Source organism: Mycobacterium colombiense, from assembly GCF_003284935.1.
In the GTDB taxonomy this organism is placed as follows: Bacteria; Actinomycetota; Actinomycetes; order Mycobacteriales; family Mycobacteriaceae; genus Mycobacterium; species Mycobacterium arosiense_A.
Window position 1 is genome coordinate 1 of sequence record NZ_QMEV01000023.1, and the last position, 17,220, is coordinate 17,220.

The 17,220-nt window shown below is 62.8% G+C and carries 18 protein-coding genes and 3 pseudogenes; 10 read left to right on the plus strand and 11 right to left on the minus strand.

The genetic code is table 11. From position 1 onward, the window contains the following. Nucleotides 1–52 precede the first annotated feature (52 nt). The 3 genes from DQP57_RS12770 to DQP57_RS12780 all read right to left on the minus strand — a co-directional run bounded on the left by DQP57_RS12770 (nt 53) and on the right by DQP57_RS12780 (nt 1,204). Nucleotides 53–337 (minus strand): DUF6602 domain-containing protein, encoded by a 285-nt coding sequence (locus DQP57_RS12770; RefSeq protein WP_112633334.1) that lies wholly within the window; start codon nt 335–337, stop codon nt 53–55. Nucleotides 338–621: 284 nt separating this feature from the next. Continuing rightward, nucleotides 622–909: a HigA family addiction module antitoxin gene (locus DQP57_RS12775; protein WP_112633335.1), complete on the minus strand. Its 288-nt coding sequence runs from the start codon at nt 907–909 to the stop codon at nt 622–624. A 13-nt stretch (nt 910–922) separates the two neighbouring features. Further along, the gene (locus DQP57_RS12780; protein ID WP_112633336.1) at nt 923–1,204 is read right to left on the minus strand and encodes a type II toxin-antitoxin system RelE/ParE family toxin; all 282 of its coding nucleotides are present in this window, start codon (nt 1,202–1,204) and stop codon (nt 923–925) included. A gap of 127 nt (nt 1,205–1,331) precedes the next feature. Here DQP57_RS12780 and DQP57_RS12785 point away from each other — a divergent pair, with 127 nt between their 5' ends. The 5 genes from DQP57_RS12785 (at nt 1,332) to DQP57_RS27630 (ending at nt 4,460) form a co-directional block, all read left to right on the plus strand. Beyond that, the gene (locus tag DQP57_RS12785; RefSeq protein WP_112633337.1) at nt 1,332–1,571 is read left to right on the plus strand and encodes a helix-turn-helix domain-containing protein; all 240 of its coding nucleotides are present in this window, start codon (nt 1,332–1,334) and stop codon (nt 1,569–1,571) included. A 10-nt stretch (nt 1,572–1,581) separates the two neighbouring features. Next, a complete protein-coding gene (locus DQP57_RS12790; RefSeq protein ID WP_112633338.1) occupies nt 1,582–2,772 on the plus strand; it encodes a site-specific integrase in 1,191 nt (396 codons plus the stop codon). Nucleotides 2,773–3,171: 399 nt separating this feature from the next. Then, nucleotides 3,172–3,441, plus strand: a complete 270-nt coding sequence (locus DQP57_RS12795) for a DUF1778 domain-containing protein (RefSeq protein ID WP_008257334.1) — start codon at nt 3,172–3,174, stop codon at nt 3,439–3,441. 3 nt (nt 3,442–3,444) lie between these two features. Then, on the plus strand, nt 3,445–3,957 hold the full coding sequence (locus DQP57_RS12800; RefSeq protein ID WP_008257335.1) for a GNAT family N-acetyltransferase: 513 nt from the start codon (nt 3,445–3,447) through the stop codon (nt 3,955–3,957). A gap of 233 nt (nt 3,958–4,190) precedes the next feature. After that, nucleotides 4,191–4,460, plus strand: coding sequence for a TOTE conflict system archaeo-eukaryotic primase domain-containing protein (locus tag DQP57_RS27630; protein ID WP_371277662.1), 270 nt, complete (start codon nt 4,191–4,193; stop codon nt 4,458–4,460). Between the two features lie 104 nt (nt 4,461–4,564). Here the strand turns inward: DQP57_RS27630 and DQP57_RS12810 are convergent, their stop codons facing one another. From DQP57_RS12810 to DQP57_RS26865, 3 genes are all read right to left on the minus strand, one after another. Continuing rightward, the gene (locus DQP57_RS12810; protein WP_008257338.1) at nt 4,565–5,548 is read right to left on the minus strand and encodes a DUF732 domain-containing protein; all 984 of its coding nucleotides are present in this window, start codon (nt 5,546–5,548) and stop codon (nt 4,565–4,567) included. 350 nt (nt 5,549–5,898) lie between these two features. Beyond that, entirely contained in the window at nt 5,899–6,858 is a 960-nt protein-coding gene (locus DQP57_RS12815; RefSeq protein WP_008257340.1) for a M56 family metallopeptidase, read from the minus strand. Then, nucleotides 6,855–7,013 (minus strand): hypothetical protein, encoded by a 159-nt coding sequence (locus DQP57_RS26865; protein ID WP_154074423.1) that lies wholly within the window; start codon nt 7,011–7,013, stop codon nt 6,855–6,857. Before DQP57_RS26865 ends, DQP57_RS12815 begins: the two co-directional genes overlap by 4 nt. Nucleotides 7,014–7,480: 467 nt before the next feature. On the opposite strand from DQP57_RS26865, the gene DQP57_RS27635 reads away from it, so the two are divergent. Beyond that, nucleotides 7,481–7,918, plus strand: coding sequence for a transposase (locus DQP57_RS27635; protein ID WP_008257343.1), 438 nt, complete (start codon nt 7,481–7,483; stop codon nt 7,916–7,918). A 310-nt stretch (nt 7,919–8,228) separates the two neighbouring features. Continuing rightward, the gene (locus DQP57_RS12825; protein ID WP_008257344.1) at nt 8,229–8,867 is read left to right on the plus strand and encodes a DUF5134 domain-containing protein; all 639 of its coding nucleotides are present in this window, start codon (nt 8,229–8,231) and stop codon (nt 8,865–8,867) included. 228 nt (nt 8,868–9,095) lie between these two features. Here the strand turns inward: DQP57_RS12825 and DQP57_RS12830 are convergent, their stop codons facing one another. Then, entirely contained in the window at nt 9,096–11,441 is a 2,346-nt protein-coding gene (locus tag DQP57_RS12830; RefSeq protein ID WP_008257346.1) for a copper-translocating P-type ATPase, read from the minus strand. A gap of 59 nt (nt 11,442–11,500) precedes the next feature. Then, on the minus strand, nt 11,501–11,791 hold the full coding sequence (locus DQP57_RS12835; protein ID WP_008257347.1) for a DUF1490 family protein: 291 nt from the start codon (nt 11,789–11,791) through the stop codon (nt 11,501–11,503). A 278-nt stretch (nt 11,792–12,069) separates the two neighbouring features. Here DQP57_RS12835 and DQP57_RS12840 point away from each other — a divergent pair, with 278 nt between their 5' ends. From DQP57_RS12840 to DQP57_RS27000, 3 genes and pseudogenes are all read left to right on the plus strand, one after another. Further along, complete coding sequence (locus DQP57_RS12840; RefSeq protein ID WP_008257349.1) at nt 12,070–12,510, plus strand: heavy metal-responsive transcriptional regulator; 441 nt, start codon at nt 12,070–12,072, stop codon at nt 12,508–12,510. A 130-nt stretch (nt 12,511–12,640) separates the two neighbouring features. Continuing rightward, nucleotides 12,641–12,970 (plus strand): annotated as a pseudogene (locus DQP57_RS27640) (ATP-binding protein); the annotation flags it as partial. A gap of 609 nt (nt 12,971–13,579) precedes the next feature. Then, entirely contained in the window at nt 13,580–13,723 is a 144-nt protein-coding gene (locus tag DQP57_RS27000; RefSeq protein ID WP_154074424.1) for a hypothetical protein, read from the plus strand. 842 nt (nt 13,724–14,565) lie between these two features. On the opposite strand, the pseudogene DQP57_RS12855 reads toward DQP57_RS27000, so the two are convergent. The 3 genes and pseudogenes from DQP57_RS12855 to DQP57_RS12865 form a co-directional block, all read right to left on the minus strand. Then, nucleotides 14,566–15,289: pseudogene (locus DQP57_RS12855) on the minus strand (anti-sigma factor family protein). A 143-nt stretch (nt 15,290–15,432) separates the two neighbouring features. Next, nucleotides 15,433–15,528 (minus strand): annotated as a pseudogene (locus DQP57_RS12860) (sigma-70 family RNA polymerase sigma factor); the annotation flags it as partial. Between the two features lie 1,197 nt (nt 15,529–16,725). After that, complete coding sequence (locus tag DQP57_RS12865) at nt 16,726–17,103, minus strand: BlaI/MecI/CopY family transcriptional regulator (RefSeq protein ID WP_033712913.1); 378 nt, start codon at nt 17,101–17,103, stop codon at nt 16,726–16,728. Nucleotides 17,104–17,220 lie beyond the last annotated feature (117 nt).

Here is a 17,220-nt window from a genome sequence, read left to right on the forward strand (position 1 = left end):
GAAGCAATCATGACCACATCGGCCAGTCAGGCCGCATGAAGGAAACTGTCACCTATTCGTGCAGCAGACCCAACTGTTCTCGGTCACCCGTCCAAATTGGCTGATATTCGTTAACGATCGAGACATCGACTTCATCGGAGCGCCGCCCCTCCGAGTCGATGATCGCCGATTTGAGGGCGATTCGCCGCGCTCCGATGTTCTGGCTAAGGAAGTCGCCCAGCGTCTGTTCGTTTGCCCCACCCTTGATCCCTGGATCCGTGTGCGCCGTGCGAGTGCGCTGAAAGTTTGACAGTAACGCGCCGGCGCCCTGGTTCCAGAAGTCATCGATTACTCCCATAGGAAGATTGTCCACCGCCCCCAAGAGCACGGATCCAACCGCCGTCGCCTCGGATGCCCTCCTGAGGGCCTATAAGCCAGCTTGAAAATCGAGGCTCTGCCTAAACACAATGAGCCACAGCGCTTCTGCCTTACAATCCTGTTGCAGCAACCGCCAGAAGCCGCTTCCTGGGTGGCCCTGGCGCAGTGTTGACGCTTGAGTCATCGCTCTGGTGTTGTCCCTACAGTGCAGACGCTCCCGCGACAGGCGGTGACAAAGGCAATCTCGTCCGACAAAGTTCTTTGTCAGGCGATGCGGTCGATACTCGCTAGTTCGGTGGCTAGCTGCTCGCGAACGATTTCTGCGTCGTAGTGCGCCTGCATGTTGATCCAGAACATGTCAGTCAGGCCCAGTGCGCGCGAGAGCCGCAGCGCCGTGTCGGCGCTGATGCTGCGCTTGCCGTGGACGATTTCGTTGATGCGCCGGGGCGGCACGTCGATCGCCTTGGCGATCCGGTACTGCGAAATGCCTAGTGGGTCGAGGAATTCGGTTTTGAGGATTTCCCCCGGGTGGGTGGGTGCGAAGTCTGCCATCGGTCTCTCCTTCCTAGCGGTAGTCGACCAGTTCGACGTTGCCGGCGCCGCGCGTACTCCAGGTGAAGCAGATGCGCCACTGGTCGTTGACGCGAATGCTGTACTGGCCGGCGCGGCTGCCGGCCAGCTTCTCCAACCGGTTGCCTGGCGGCACCCGAAGGTCGTTGATGCTCTCGGCGGCATTGATGAGAGCCAGCTTGTTGTATGTAAGCCTGCTCAGTTCCGGGCTGAGCTTCTTGACGTGGCGGCGCTGCCAGATCGCCTCAGGGTCCTTGTCCCGGAAGGAGCGGATCACTGGTCAATAGTAACGCCAGGCGTTATTAACGTAAAGCGTTATGAGTGATGCCGCACCAAAATGGCGCACGAAGTAGTCCCCGGGGCGAATTACAGTGGTGGAACAGCACTCACCACGAGGGGATCCCATGACCCAGACAAACTCCCCAAGCCCAACCGAGCTTAACGCGTTCACGGGCCGGCCGATCAACGGCAGTTTGCTTCTCACTGTTTCCGAAGCAGCCGCAGCCCTTCGCATCTCACGCTCGTCGATCTATCGCCTGTTCGAAGGCGGCGAGCTGGCGTGGGTTCAGATCGGAGCGTCTCGCCGGGTTACCTCGGCGGAGATTCACCGCTTCATCGCCGCGCATACGGAAGCGGCGTCGTAACCTACTGAAGATGGCTGAGCGCCGCCAGCTGCCACCTCAGATCCGACGCGTCGAGCTCGCTCGCCGCGCCGGCAGCAAGCCTGTTGTCCGGTATCAGTTGACCGTCGACACGGGCATCGTTGATGGCAAACGCAAGCAGCTGCGGCGGCGCTACCGGACCGAAAAGGAGGCGCGGGCCGCGCTGGCGGAGATACAGGGCCAGGTCAATGCGGGTTCCTACGTGCAGCCGTCCACGCTCACGCTGGAGCAGGCATGTGCTGACTGGCTGCGTTCTCGCCACAAGATCCGACCCACCACTGCCGCTGGCTACGAGTACGTCTTGCAGCCGGTGCGCAGCGAGCTCGGCGAGCTCGCCGTCCAGGACCTGACCCGCCGACACATCGACGATCTGATCGTCAAGCTGCGTGCCGGCAGCTTGCAGCGGCCAGGCGGCAGGGGGCGCAAAGCGTGGAGCGCGCGATCGTGCAATTACATGCTTGGCGCCCTGTCACAGGTCCTCGGCCAGCTGGTCGCCGAAGGACGGTTAGCGAGAAACGTTGCCGGACTTGTTGATCGCGTGCCGGGCAAGGCCAGAAGATTCGAGACGTTCACCGCCGATCAGGTCCGAACCGTTCTTGACGGCATCGCGAATGATCGCAATCGGCACGCATGGCATCTCGCGCTTGCCGGCCTGCGGCGCGGTGAAATTGCGGGGTTGCGTTGGGAAGACGTCGATCTCGGCAAGCGGACAGTGCGTATCGGAAAGACTCGTGTCGACGTCGGAGGTCGCGCACTCGACCAAGACGACCCCAAGACGGCCTCAGCCGGCCGTGTGCTGCCCCTGCCCGACACCCTCCTGGCCGAACTAACCGCCGCCAAGGCCCGCCAGGCGGCAGAACGGCTGGCCCTGGGCGAGGCCTACGCGGGCCTCGGCTACGTGGTCTGCAACGAGGCCGGCGAGCCGTACCATCCCTCGACAATGTCCACCATGTGGCAGGCGGCCATCAAGGACCTCGACGTGCCGCAAGTCCGGCTGCACGATGCCCGACACACCTGCGCCACGCTCATGCATTTGCAGGGCGTTCCCATAGCGTTGGTGGCGGCCTGGCTAGGCCACGCCGACGTTTCGTTCACGCTTCGCACGTACGTCCACGCCCAGCCGGAGGCGCTGGAGATCGCGGCGCGCAGCTTTGCTCCGCCGGCGTCAAGCGCGGCAGATTAAGCGCGTTCGCACACGTGTGCGTGACACGAACCGAATCCTTGTGACAATCTGTGACAATTTCGGAGCTAGTCGAACATACGTGCAGTCGAGTAAATCGGAAAAGGCCAGCTCAGACGCCCTTTGTGAAAGTCGGGCTGACAGGATTTGAACCTGCGACCACTTGACCCCCAGGAAGTAGCGGTAGCGTGTTTTCGCAGGTCGTCGGCGGTTTTCGTTGCAAGGGCGCGGTGTGCGACGTTCACGGAAGTGCAGATCGTTTGGCCTCGCGCATAACGTGTGGTCCCGAGGTGGTCCCCGGTACCGGCCCAACCTATACTCACTGTGTACGTACATTCGCCGTACAATGAAGTGATCGGCAATTGCGAGCACAGATAACTGAAGGAAGAAGGAGGTGTTGTTGTGGCAGTCAAAACGAAGCGCATCGAGCTTCGCGCGGAGCAAGCGACCTTGGACCGCATCCAGCGCGCCGCCAACCTTGTCCATGAGCAGACCTCGGAGTTCGTGCGGAAAGCTGCGATGCAACGGGCCGAAGACATCCTGCGCCAGGAGCTGGTAACGGCAATGGAGCCCGAACAGTTTGACAAACTGATGTCCTCACTCGAGGCTGCTGACGAAGCGCCGCGGCTGGCGGCAGCCGCACGGAAACCAGCGGTCTTCACAAGGCGTTGAACTGTGTTCGAGTCCGCGCGACTCACTGACGCCCACACGCTGGAAGGGTTCGACTGCGGTAAGGAGTCGCTGAATACCTGGCTCATCGCCCATGCCCGTCGCGCGGACAGCAGCGGGGTCGCGCACGTCTACGTGTGGACCCCGCTCGGCGAACCGAAAGTCAGTGCCTATTTCGCCATCTGCCCCACCGAAGTAGTACGCAACGACGACGGCGTCTCGGGATCCATGGCCGGTGGCTATTCCCGCATACCCGGATACTTGATTGCCCGCCTGGCGATCGACACATCTCTACGGGGACAGGGATATGGCGAGCAGCTGCTTCTGGACGCACTAGGCAAAGCCGTCGCCGCATCGGAAATCGGCGGCGGCCGGCTCATCGTCGTCGATGCCATAGACGACGAGGCGCAATCCTTCTACGAGCACTACCATTTCGTCCCCGTCACGAACCGCGAGCGTCGTCTGGTCATGAAGGTGTCCACCGCGGCGAAAGCGCTCGGGGAGCGTTGGCGGCAGTAGGCCCTTCCGCCGAACAGTGTGCTGCACAAAGGAGTTGGCCGTTAGCGGTGTCGAGAGTTTCCCCGGTGAGTTAGACATGCGCGTGCCGACAACGCGAGTTTGCGTCATCTCCTTCAATTGAGTGAGGAACAGGCACGCGCGGCCTCCGGTGACCAGGCGACGGTGACGGGGGTGCCGGCCTCACCGGTGACAATGGACTCCAGCTCCGCTCATAAGGTGCGGTTCTTTTCGATTTGTTCCGTTGTCGCACCGACGTTTACGCACTGCGCTGGGAAAATCGTCGAGAGGGCCGTTCAGGTTGGATGCCGGCGATCAAACGATATTGGCGCAAGGGTATGAACCGCGCCGACGCGCCTTACCTACCACTGACCCCTGAGGTCGTTGATGCCCACCTGCGAGGCGAAACACATATCGGCCTGTATCCACTCAGCGATGACGAGACCTTCTGGTGGGTCGCGGCCGATTTCGATAAGAAGCCGCGATGGCTCACGCCAAATCGATAACTGCCCTAAGGCCGCTTCGTCTGAAGGCTAAACACGAGACCATGACTACACCCAACGACGCGACCATCGGAAGGCTTTGGCGGCGGTGACGGGCCGTTGCTGTCTCATGGTGCGAGCCGGACAAAGCCCGGCGGCATGTGAGGCGCCGGTGGTGACTCCACCGGGCCGCCACCTCCGTTGCCACCACCGTCACCGCCGCCGATGCCTCCACCGCCGTCGCCGCCCCCGCCTCCGCCCGCAGTGCCGCCCGGCTGAGGAGCGGCGGCGGGTGGTTCCGCCTGTTGCGGTGGCGGCGGGGGCTCTTGCGCCGGCGGCTGTTTTGGTGGCGGCGGTGCCGCGTTTGGCCGGGGTGGGATCAGGTTGTGCGCCGTGGGCGGCGGTGGTGGCGGAATCTGCGGCGGGTTCGGCAAGTCGGAATCTCCCTCGGGAACCGCTCCGGTCAGCGAGGCGAGCTTTGTGCCCCGCGCGTGACCATCCGACCGGTCGTTCCCAGAGCGGCCAGCCACGAATTTGGCGCCGTCTATCAAGTGTGGCAGCCGGACCACGACGGTGCCCATCGGTTCCTGCCACTCTGCGAGCATGTTGATCGTGTCCAACCGCGGCGGCGGCTCGCGCTTACCGCTTGCTGAGTTGACCGTGTCGTGCGTCGACGCGGCAACCCGGTGCGTCGGTTCATTCGATCCAGGCGCGCGACTAGCCATAGCCGTGATGGAATCAATCTTTTGTTGGTTGTACGGGCAGTAGACCTCCACTGCCGCAGTGATGAATCGGGTGAGGGTACGCGTGATGCGCTCGGGCGGGTATTGGCGCTCGATCGGGTCCACGTTGAACGCAGTGTTCCTCATCAAGTCCACTACGTCGTCCACCGGCATGCCGCCATCGAGTTTGCGACAAACCTTATGGGCAGTGGCGATGAGGCTCGGCACGTTCCGGCGGGCGGGGATCTTTTTTTCAACGAGCAGCGCCAGAAACTGGTCGTCCTGGTTGGGGTCGGCGGCTACTGTGCCGGCGCCCACGATTGCGGTGCCGGCTAGCACCACAGTGGCGGTAACCAGGGCGCCGGCGTGGCTAGTGATGCCGGCGAACATGGCAGTGCTTCCATTCTTTTGGCCATCCCATCGCTCCCCTTGGCGAGGCCTTGGCTCCTCCCGGCGGAGCGGATATGTACTGTCTACTATAGTACTTAGTAGCTGGGTACATTAGCAAGTGCGGCGGGCCGCGGAGTGTGATACAGATGGTGAAAGCTGATCACGTTGCCGCGCAATTGATTTGGCCCTGAGCGCCGAGGCTTGTCGGGATTAGTTTTCCGTAATGGCGCCGTAAAGGCAGAACCTGTCGCGCGAGGGCTCGGCAGGCGGCGTTCCGACAGGCGCGGTTGTCGCCGAGGTAGCGTCGCAACTCGGTATTAAGTAGATACGCGCTCGGCCGACGTTCGCCTTTAGATAGCTATCGGGTGGCACCACATGGCGCTGGATGCAGTGAGAGCGGCGAGAATCAGAGGCCCGCCCGTGATGAGGAAGGTTGCGGCGGTTAGCAACAGCCGGCTGTTCCACCGATTTCGAGCGGCGGCCGGTGCGGCCAGACGTTCGGCGCGGGCCAGCACGTCCGTTCCAGTGGCCCCGAAGGCGCCTTGCGGCGCCTGGGCATCCATGGACAATGCCAGCAGCGCGTCCAACAGTGTCAGCGAACCGCATCTGCGGGCCGCGGCGTCATCGGCGGCCATCTCCAGCAACAGAGAGATCTCTCGATCGGCCGTGCTGAACAGGGGCACCCCGGGAATGGCAACCGCTAGGGCGCGCACGAAGGCCAGAACATGGTGGTGGCGCCCGGCCAGGTGGGCCCGTTCGTGTGCCAGCACAGCCTGCAGATTGCGATCGGTAAGCGAGTCCAGCGCTGCGCTGGTCACGACGACGGTGTCAGGGTGGCCGGCCACGCAGTACGCGGCCCGTTCGGCAGCGTCCACCACGACGGCATCCACTCCATCGATGCGGCGGCCGATCACCCGAGCTCTTTCGGCGTGCCCGCGGCTCTGCGCGCGTGCCCGCCACAGAGACCTGCCCGAGCGCCAACCCAGCATGCTCAGTGTGCTGACCGCGATCGCGGCCAGCACAAGCAAGGCCACCTGCAGCGCTATCGCGGCGCCGCCGTCGACCAGCCGCCGCAGCGACTCGAAACATGCGGTGGCGAGTCGACCTGGCTCATGCCAATAACGCACGAGGGACACGATGAGGAATGCGGTCGCGGCCAGCCACGAAGCGACAACGCTGACCATCACCACCAACCACGCAACCACCCCTAATCGCGGGACGGTACCCGCATGGGTCAACCGAGGCAGCACCCACGGTGAGAGCGTCGCGACAGCGAAGCTGTACAGCAGCAGGCAGACTGCGACGCTCATCGTGCCGTCGGGCTCTCGTCGGAGCTCGTCAGGCGCACCGCAGTGGCGCCCACGCTGACCGAAGACAATTCCATTGCCGCGCTCGTGAGGATCGGGTTGAGGAAGCTAGCCGAGGCCAAATCGGGGCCCGCAGGTGAGTTCGTGGATTCCGTCATCGCGTCAGCATTCGCGCACTTGCAAGCAGCACACGAGATTTCGAGTACCGAAACGATCGTTGTGCTCACCGCCAGTACCTCCCGATCCGTGGCACACCACCCAGTGTTATCCTTCCAGCGCACTGGAAGGTCAAGGAGGTGTGGTACGAAGATTAGCGAGTTGGCCGATCTCCCAAACGCCAGCGCCAAGACCACTGCACCTAACCCGCACAGCCTCTCCAGAGCTCCTCGGCCGCATCCTTCACGGCAGTGGCTGCGGATCGATCTCCGTGAAATCGCCGGGTTGCAAAAAGGCTCGAAATCGGTATTGCCAGTCGTGCAGTCCTGTATCTACTATCTGCGTACATAGATAGTAGCCTCGGGTAGTTGTCTGGGTCTTAGCAGCACGCACGAGGCATGTCATGGGACTGCGATGAAGCGGTGGGAACCGGCGATGACAGGACTTGTGTTCCTTGAAGGATGGCGCAATGCGACGAACTCGGCGATCGTTTACTCCTGAGTACAGGTTTACGGCCGCACATCGTGTCATCGATGGAAAAGAGCGGGTCGTCGACGTCGCCCGGGAGCTCAACTTGAATGACAGCGTGCTGCACACATGGGTGCGCGATGAACGGTGGCGGATGTCTGCAGACAGTGCTGGCGGGTTACAAGGTGATCCCAGTGGTGAACCGCTTTTACCCAAGGAGCGAGCGGAATTGGTGCGACTCCGCAAGCAGGTGGCTGAACAGGCAGAAACTATCGCCTTCCTAACCAACGCCTCGGCGTATTGCGCGGCGCAACTTAACAGTCCCGAGTTTCGTGCGCACTTTCTTGCTTGGGAAGGATGGCGCGATGCCCAGCAAGTACGACGACAGCCTCAGGGCAAAGGTGGGTTTGACGGTGACACATATGAACGATGGCTATGACCTGTATGGACGACGATGCGCGCGATCTTAGCCTGGAGCCCCCGCGTCGCGGGCAAGGTATACGGCGCGGTAGCACGGCTCGGAGTGCATCGTCTAAAAGTCTTGGACAGCACGCCAATTGGGGATTGGCCGCGCGATCGCAATGCTCTACGCGGTGGGGCCGCGCGATCGCAATGCTCTACGCGGTGGGGCCACGTCGAGAGCGGTGAGCCTGGCGCGTGTTCGTGCCACGCGCGTGACTGGCAAGCGCCGGACGACACAATGACCACTGGCGTCCTCTCTGACATCGATGGGAGCGGCTCGGTATCGCATGATTCATGACTTGGCACTTCGTTGGGTCGTCACCGGATTGTTCGTCCTGACCGCCACCGAATGCGTGCTGGCGATCGTCGGCAAACGCCGACCGTGGACTTGGGTCGTCAGTCACGGGCTGCATTTCGTCATGGCAGTGGCAATGGTGATGATGGCCTGGCCGCCGTCGGGCGCACAGCTGCCTTCGACCGGAGCTACAGTGTTTTTTCTGCTAGCGGCCATGACGTTCGTGACGATGGCCTTCGCTGTGGCCCGAACAACCGCCTTGCGCGTTAGGTACGGGTATCACACTGTGATGATGCTGGCGACGGGCTGGATGTACGCCATGATGAACGCTCGGTGGTATCCGGCCCGAACGGGCACCGAGCACCACGTTCCGCCAGCTATGTCGTCTATGCCGGGCATGGACATGGCCGGCACGGCCATGCCGGCAAGCAGCGGACCGCCTGTATGGTTTAGCGCTGTGAACTGGCTCGCTGCCGTCGGTTTCGCGGTTGCGGCGCTCTTTTGGACCTATTGGTACTTCGTCAAACGTCAGCATGAGCCGTCACTCTTCAGGTCGCTGGGTAACCTGAGTCAGGCAGGGATGGCCATCGGTATGTCTATCCTGTTCTCCGCCACGCTATTCCGGATTTGAGCGTGTGGAAGCCGCTTCCGACAGTCCTTTCGCGCCCGCAGCATCGGCGAGGCCGACGTACGTCTCCACTTCCTTATCAACTCAAGCGTGCAGTGCCATTCGGCTGTTCAGGGCTGCATCGTTCGCGAAATCTTGCGTGCCCCAGGGTCAGCCGCGAAATGCCTTGCAGGCCAGCGGAGCCGCGTCGAAATCGCATACGGCGTGGCGCAACGCCTAATGCATGGCTCCTCATTTCAGAGCGACCACTGATTTGCGTACGCCCAGCTGGGCCTCGCGACCGAAGCGGCGGAGCCGCAGCGAGTTGGTTACCACGCTGACCGAGGAGAACCCCATCGCGGCACCCGCCACGACCGGGTTCAACATGCCGAGCGCGGCGAGTGGGATTGCGGCGGTGTTGTAGCCGAAGGCCCAGCCGAGGTTCTGATAGATGGTGCGCAGGGTCTGCCGGGAGAGTCCGATCGCAGACACGACACCGTCGAGCCGGTCAGACATCAGGGTGATGTCGGAGGCCTCGATGGCCACGTCGGTGCCGGTGCCGATGGCAATGCCGAGGTCGGCCTGCACCAGGGCGGGGGCGTCGTTGACGCCATCGCCGACCATCGCGACCACCTTGCCCTCGTCCTGGAGCCGACGAACCTCGGTGACCTTGTCTTCCGGCAACACCTCGGCCAGCACCTGGTCGATGCCGACCTGGTTCGCGATTGCGTTCGCGGTGCGGGCGTTGTCGCCGGTAATCATGGCGACCCGCAGACCCATGGCGTGCAGTTGACGGACCACGTCGACGGCGTCGTCTTTGACCGTGTCGGCCACCGCGATCACGCCCACCACGTGACCGTCGCGGCCGACGAATACCGCGGTGCGGCCCTGCTCTTCGAGGTCTGCGGCGGCAGCAGCCAGGTGGTCGGGCAGCTCCAGATCGTGCTCGTCGATGAGCTTGCGCCGCCCAACCAACACCGGCCTGCCGTCAATCTCGGCGCGCACCCCGTGCCCGGCGACGTTGGTGAACGCAGTGGCGGCCGGGATCTCCAATCCCCGCTCATGCGCATCGGCGACGATCGCCGCACCGATCGGGTGTTCGGAGCCCGACTCGACTGCGGCGGCGATCCGCAGCACCAGATCGGGCTTGCGCCGCTTGCCGGCAACGACCTCGGTCACCCGCATCTGGGCGCGGGTGAGGGTGCCGGTCTTGTCGAACACCACCGTGTCGATCTTCTTCGAGGCTTCGAGCACCTCGCCGCCCTTGACCAGGATTCCCAGGTCTGCGCCCCGGCCGGTGCCGACCATGATTGCCGTGGGGGTGGCCAGGCCCAGCGCACACGGGCACGCGATGATCAGCACCGCCACCGCCGCGGTCATGCCACCGATCGGGTTGCCTGCAAGCAGCGTCCACCCCGCAAACGTCGCGACGGCAACAGCAATAACGGCCGGAACGAACACGGACGAGACCCGGTCGGCCAGCCGCTGGACCGCGGCCTTGCCGCTCTGCGCCTGCTCGACAAGCCGCACAATCTGCGCCAGCGCAGTATCCGCTCCGACCGCCGTGGCGCGCACCGTCAGTAGCCCATCGGTGTTGACTGTCGCGCCGGCAACATGGTCACCCACCGTTTTCTCGACCGGGACGGACTCGCCGGTCAGCATCGACTCATCGACGGCGGCGCGCCCGTCGATGACTTCGCCGTCGACCGGGATCTTCTCCCCCGGCCGCACGCGCACCAAGTCTCCGACGCGGACCTGATCGACCGGCACGCGGCGCTCCTCGCCGTCCACAAGCAGCGTGGCTTCCTTGGCACCCATCTCCAGCAGCTTGCTGATCGCCTCGCGCGCCTTGCCTTGGGCTCTGGCCTCGAAATAGCGGCCCAGCACCACGAACGCGATGATCAGCGCCGAGGTGTCGAAGAACAGAGGCCCACCGGCAAACAACTGATAAGTGGAGTAGACGAACGCGGTCAATGTGCCCAGCGAGATCAGAGTGTCCATGTTCGAGGTCAACTCCCGTGCCCGCTCGACCGCCCCCCGGAGGAACGGCCACCCGGCGACGAATTGCACCGGCACCGTCGCGGCGAACGCCAACCACCCCGCCCAAGGGTAGGCACCGAAGAACATTGTCGAAGCCATCGCTACCAGCCCCAGCGGGAAGGCCAACCACACCCGCCGCCACCACTTGCGCCGCTCGCGCCGACCCTGCTCGTCCGGCGACAACTCGCTCCCGATGACCGGCCCGGACCCGCAGCCGCCGCAACTCTCGCCGTCCGTAGTACGGTCTTGCACATCACGGCGCAAGCCGAACAGCGCCAACCCGATCCCACTGGCAATTCGTCGCAGCACACCGGTCTTTGGAATATCAGCCGAGTGCGGGGCCCGCGCGGGCACCGATTCGGCGGGGATGTGCTCGGCTTCGGCGATCGCCGACAGCACGTCAGCGGTGTCGCAGGCTTGGGGCATGTACCAGACCACCACGGATGCGGTACGCGGATACGCTTGCACGGCCTGCACGCCGGTCACTTGGGAGACCATCTCCTCGATCGCAACGGCCCGAATCGCGTCCACACCAAACCCGGTGACGCGCACACGCATCCGCCCCGACGCATCGGATACAACTTTCAATGCGACGTCGCCGTCAAGGACCCCAGTAGTCATTTGTCGTCGCTCGAGTCGACCACCGTCAGTGGTCCAGCTTCCTCCCCGGCGCGCTCTTTGGCCTCAGCCACCACGTCGGCGACCGTCAGTCGAGCCTGCTCGGCGCCCGCCCCGGCCTTGCGCTCGGCCTCGCGGACAACGCGTATGCCCCAAGCGGTAGCGATGACCGTCGCCTTCCGCAACGGAGCCTTCCCCGCCGCCTTGCGCAGTGCCTCATACGCGGCAACCCCGACTACGCCGGTCACCAGCGTGGGTACCGCCTTCACCAAGAATCCGTGCAACACCATTCCGAGTAGTCCCTTTCATGTCATGCAAATCGTTGACCCGTCAGTGGGTTCAACTTCGGTGGTGTCCGCCGTGATGACCGGGCTGAAGAGACCATCAAGCCATTACCGCGGGCGTCATAGGCCAATTACTGGCGTACAAGCCGGCAACAATTTCTGGCACCGAGGTGACTTCTGGACTCACCGAAACCAACCGTCAACCTTGAGCGCACCTCCGCTGCTCGCGATTGCCATGAATCCAGTGTTATCCTTCCAGTGCACTGGAAGGTCAAGGAGGGCGCATGAAGATCGGCGAGCTGGCCAAACTGACCAACACCAGCACCAAGACGATCCGCTTCTACGAGGACTCGGGGCTGTTACCGTCGCCCGCCCGCAGCGCTTCGGGGTATCGCGACTATGGACCCGAGATCGTGGATCGGCTGCGGTTCATCCATCGCGGTCAAGCGGCCGGGTTGACCCTGCAGAAGGTTCGCCAAATCCTGGCGATTCATGACCGCGGCGAGGTGCCGTGCGGGCACGTCCGCCAAGTCCTGCATAGCCGCCTTGACCAAGTCCGCGCCCAGATCGCCGAACTCGTCGCGCTTGAGGGCCACTTGCAGACCCTTCTCGACCGTGCATCACGCCATGCGCCGACCAAACATGACCATTCCACCGTGTGCTGGATCTTGGAAAACGACCTGGACGCCCCAGAAGCCGCCGAACTCACGGACGCCCGTGGCTAGATCGGTACCCTGGCGGGACCAGCACGTGCACGGTCTCCCAGGGCTCATGCGCGTTTGCGTAGGCAGTAGTGGGTTCATCGAGTCAGACTTGCGGATGTCTGTGACAGGTCGGGCTACACCTTGGCCATGACTGGTCAACGAGCTCGTCGAAGCCGCCGACGACAAACAACTGACCAAGGCCACCTACTGCCAGGGGCGTGTGGATCTTCTGCTGCTTGATTGGCTACACGGAACTAGGCACGTGCAGCGCCGACCTGCTCTTCCAGGTTTTGACCAGCGGAGGAAAGAACGCTATCGCGATCGCCAGCAACGAAGCCTCCTCACGGTGGACAAACCGTTTACCGCCCCACGCTTCTGCGCCGCCATTCGCCCGACTTACCTTCGGCGGCGCCATTATTGAACCGGCACCGCCTCCTACCGGCTGGCCCAGACCCGAAATCTAACGTCTCAGCCCCGCTGAATCCGTGCCGCGGGCGCGTCGATCAGGCTAACGGCGCCGAGCATCATTCAGCGCCGCCAGCACGCGCTCCCTGGTCGGGAGGTCCAGCCGGCACGCATTGGCGATCAATGGGGCACCCGGTGTCATGACATCGACACCATCAACGAGCACGGTCGGCGATGGATATGCACCGACTCTTTCCACCACTCGCTCAGCGAAACCAACCTCGGACAGACAGTCCACGAGCAGGCGCCGAGCCAACGCCGCATTTGGACACCCCGGGCTCGTGAGTAGCTCTGCACGCATACACCCAGCTTCGCTCACCCGGCATCCTCAAGCATCCTAAGTGGGCCAATTCATACCCCAGTTCATGTTGACATAGCGACCCGGGTGACGGATGGACTCTTATTGCCACCGAATTCCATATGCACCCTGCGCAGTTGATTTGCGGCCAACCGAAGGAGACGACCAGTGGAGTAGCAGCCACGCGCGTGGGCGGTCATGGACGGACGCGCGCGAGCCGGCTGTCCTTCGAGCACGAATTTCTCTGCTGCGGAACGGTTTCAGAGTTAATGCGTGGCCTAGGAACCTCTGGATGCGGTTGCTAGGCCATTCGGCTACGGTCGCGGCGTGACCGGGACCGAAGGAGTAGTCGACGTCGACGACGGCGGTTGGCCAGGCATCATCGGCCCCATGCCACCGGGCCCCATCATGCCTCCCATTCCGCCGCCAGACCCGCCCATCTCACAGCGCATCATCTGCGGTCCGCTGTGATGCTCCCAGCGGGAGCCAAGGAACAAGCCCGAAAAAAACACCGCACCCACGACGAAGACAACACCGGCGGTGATTCCCACCACTGCCGCGACCTGACCTAGACGGCTGGATCGAGGGCTCGGTTTTCCGGCCGTGGATTCGCTTGGGGCTTGGGGTGTTTCAGTCATGTGCATCTCCGGGTTTCGCTAGATAATATTACGTTGCTTGGAAGGCCGTTCCACCCTTGACGTTCGCGCCAGCTGGTCAAACGCCTCGGAAATATTGTGGACTCGACCCGATCAGATTCGCTGCCAGCATCGAATACCAGTATGCGGGTTGCGACGGAGCAATCCTCTTTCCTATCTGTCAGCGGCGCCAATCCCTCAGGGGTCACCGATGCAGCACTATCTACGTACACATATAGTAGATGATTAAACGATAAAGCGCACAGGCCTCCCCGGTCTGAGTAACCGTCGAGGTCCAGCGATGATCGGCGTCGCCCGTCGGAGAATCGGCCTCGTGCACACGCACGCCTTGACGCAGTGATTCATATCAATAGCCTGTGAAGGAACGTTTACCCTCGACGAGTTCTTACAGAATTGGGCGTGGGCCTGTCCACTGACAGCATCGGCGGGCTACGCGCCGGTGACCGAAGACGCTACGGGACTTCCTTAACGGCGATCCCATGAGCGGCAACCCTGCTGCCGTGCCCTCAACGCGCACGACGCCCTCAACGCGCACGACGAAATCGTCCTGACCTACGGCACCGTCCAGCCCGGAGAACTCATACCGACCCAGAACAACTTCGAGGCGGGGCCGTAGCGCTGCGCGTCGCATCACCATTGTTGCGGCTACTGTCGAGGCTAGATCGAGCGCTGGAGCATCACGTGGCCGTTGTCGGCCAAAACAACTTGTACTGTGGCGATCTGGGTAACTGGCATCGAAATGCTGCCGGTGGGCGCCGCCGTATGGCCTGGGATCGCCACCCACGTCGCCAGCCGGGTCAGGCTGCCGTCGCGGCTGACGACGACCAACGCCACCGTATCGTGAGGAGCATCGGGTGGAGCTAGGCACACGAAATTCAGCGCGATGTTTGTACCCCACTGCTGGCCGCTAAGCGACCGTCGATGCCAACAGGGTCGTCCCGATTTGGTCCATCGGCAGTGCCGGCAGGGCCGTCTGTGGCGGCGATGTCGGGAACCTGCCGTGAACCCCAACTAGCACACAGATCGTCAGGATGACGGCAGCGGCTGCCGAGACCACCCAGGTCATCCTGCGGCTTCGAACGCGGTGTAAACGGACCGCTGCTTGCATCGACGGCAGCAACTCTGGAGGCATCTCGGTTGCTCCGGATGGGTGGTCTGCCTCGTTGATCGCACAAACCTCACTGCGGTCGAGTTGTGCCAGCATGGCCGGAATGCCGCTGAGCTCGGCAACGGCCTGACGGCATTGCGGGCAGCCGGCCATGTGCGCCTCGAATTCCCGCCAATCGGTGGCCGACAGTGATCCCAAGACGTACGCGGCATCCCACATCACGTGGAGGTGGTTGTCACCAGGCGGGCCAAGTCCGCGTAACGATATCATCATCGCCCTCCATCCCTAGCTACTAGCAGGCATTCGGGCTCGAAGGCACACGGATCGGCCTGCCGGACGGCTTTTGGTCTCGAGCCAATTGCCTTGCATCATTTGGCTTTCGCCGCCAGCTGGCATCGCAATCGCCGGTAGCGCGGTCAACGTGTCATCCCGTCCTCTTGCAGCGAAAGCCGTTGTGCCCGAGCGACATAGCGCAATCGGGACTTGACCGGTCCCTCAGCGATTCCGAGGTCCCCCGGAGTAGCGTTTCCCAGACCACGACTTTGGCACGACAAGCGCCACCCATCAATCGCAACGCGGATCGTCACAAGACGGCAGCCTGATCGACGTCGCGAACTGTCACCGCCGCTTGCAAATCCGATCCGCCGATGACCCTTGGGCACTTCATCACCTCCTGCTATATCACGAGGGAAGCACCTGGCAAGTTCACCAGCCGAAGCGTCACCACCTTGATCATCTACGACAGTCGGTACGTAGACGCAGTTTCATATCCCGTAGTCACGATTGTTTCGTCCGACTCCTCGACTACGCGCGGCCGAACGTGTTCATCGTCGCGCGACCGGCTTGGCCCGTGACACGAGTAGCCGGACGCGGCCAGAGCCGCATCATCTTGGTCCGTTGCCGGAAATTTCGAATTGATCTACTATCTGTGTACATAGATAGTAGAAATGCATATCGGACTCCGTCGCCCGACCGATTCTGGCGGGGCGTCGCCGTCTAGGTGGGCGATACGGTTGGGGCAGTATCGGCTTTCAAATCCCGCAGTCGCGTGGTGATCGGTAACGAGACGGAGGTAATACGCTGATGATGTCGTATGGCGGCGATGGCTGGGTTTGGTGTAGCGCGTTATTCAACACGTTGGGGGTGATGGTGATTTTGGGTGTCATCACCGCGGCCGTGGTGCTTGCGGTTCACCTTAGCGGCGCGGGACGAAGCGGCCCGTCAGCGGGAGGAGATGGCGCGTTTGCTCGGGTCGGATCACCTCATGCGCGCGGCGATACGGAAGAGGATGAATCTTACCGCCGGTTGATGTAGGCGGGCGAGATGCGATGACTGCGCGAGTAATTGACCGTGTACAAATGATTTGGGGTAGCTGACCGCAGCGCGGAGTTCGTTTGGTATGAGCTCGACCCCGCCGACGCTGTACCGCGATACTGGGGTGGCTGCCGCCTACGGCGACGCGCAGGGGCCACCATCGCCGTAAGAACGTCTGGTCCCGCGTTGTCTGGCACCATCCGAGCTCATGCCCGCGAGGTGAGTGGTTTCGTGCACGACGGGATACCACGACGATGCAGGACGTGATGGACGGGGCCGGCGGGCCCGTGGGACCACCATAGCGGCCCGCGATCACGAGATGACTTTCAACAATACGTCTGCAACGCAGCCCTATTCGATGCGGTAAAGGCAGCACTCTGGCGGCCCGGTAATGGTTACTTGCGCCGGGTTCTTCTGGCCAGACGCTGCAACGCAGCACGCAAATGCGCGGATTCCTCGGGACTGATCTGTTCGAGAAAGTGGCTGAGCACCAGTTCAGAGCGCCCCCCGGCGTCAAACACCTCGCGCATCAGTTGCGCACTGTGCTGCTCGCGGGTCAACGCCGGCCAGTACCGGTAGGCCTTGCCATCTCGCTCACGCGCCAGCCACCCCTTGGTGTGCAGGTTGTCCATGGTCGACATCACTGTCGTGTAGGCGATCTCGCGTTCAGCGGCCAGCTCGTCAAAAATCTCGCGGACCGTCGTGGTTCCATCCCGGTCCCAGATGCGGTCCATCACCACCGCTTCCAACTCCCCGAAGCCCCGCACCCGCACCGTCACCCTCCGATCCGCACAGCATTCGACGTCGGTCGCCGTCATACACTAACTACGTACGCACATAGTAGATTACCCATGGCCGACACACAATGTCGGATGTCTGATCACGACGGC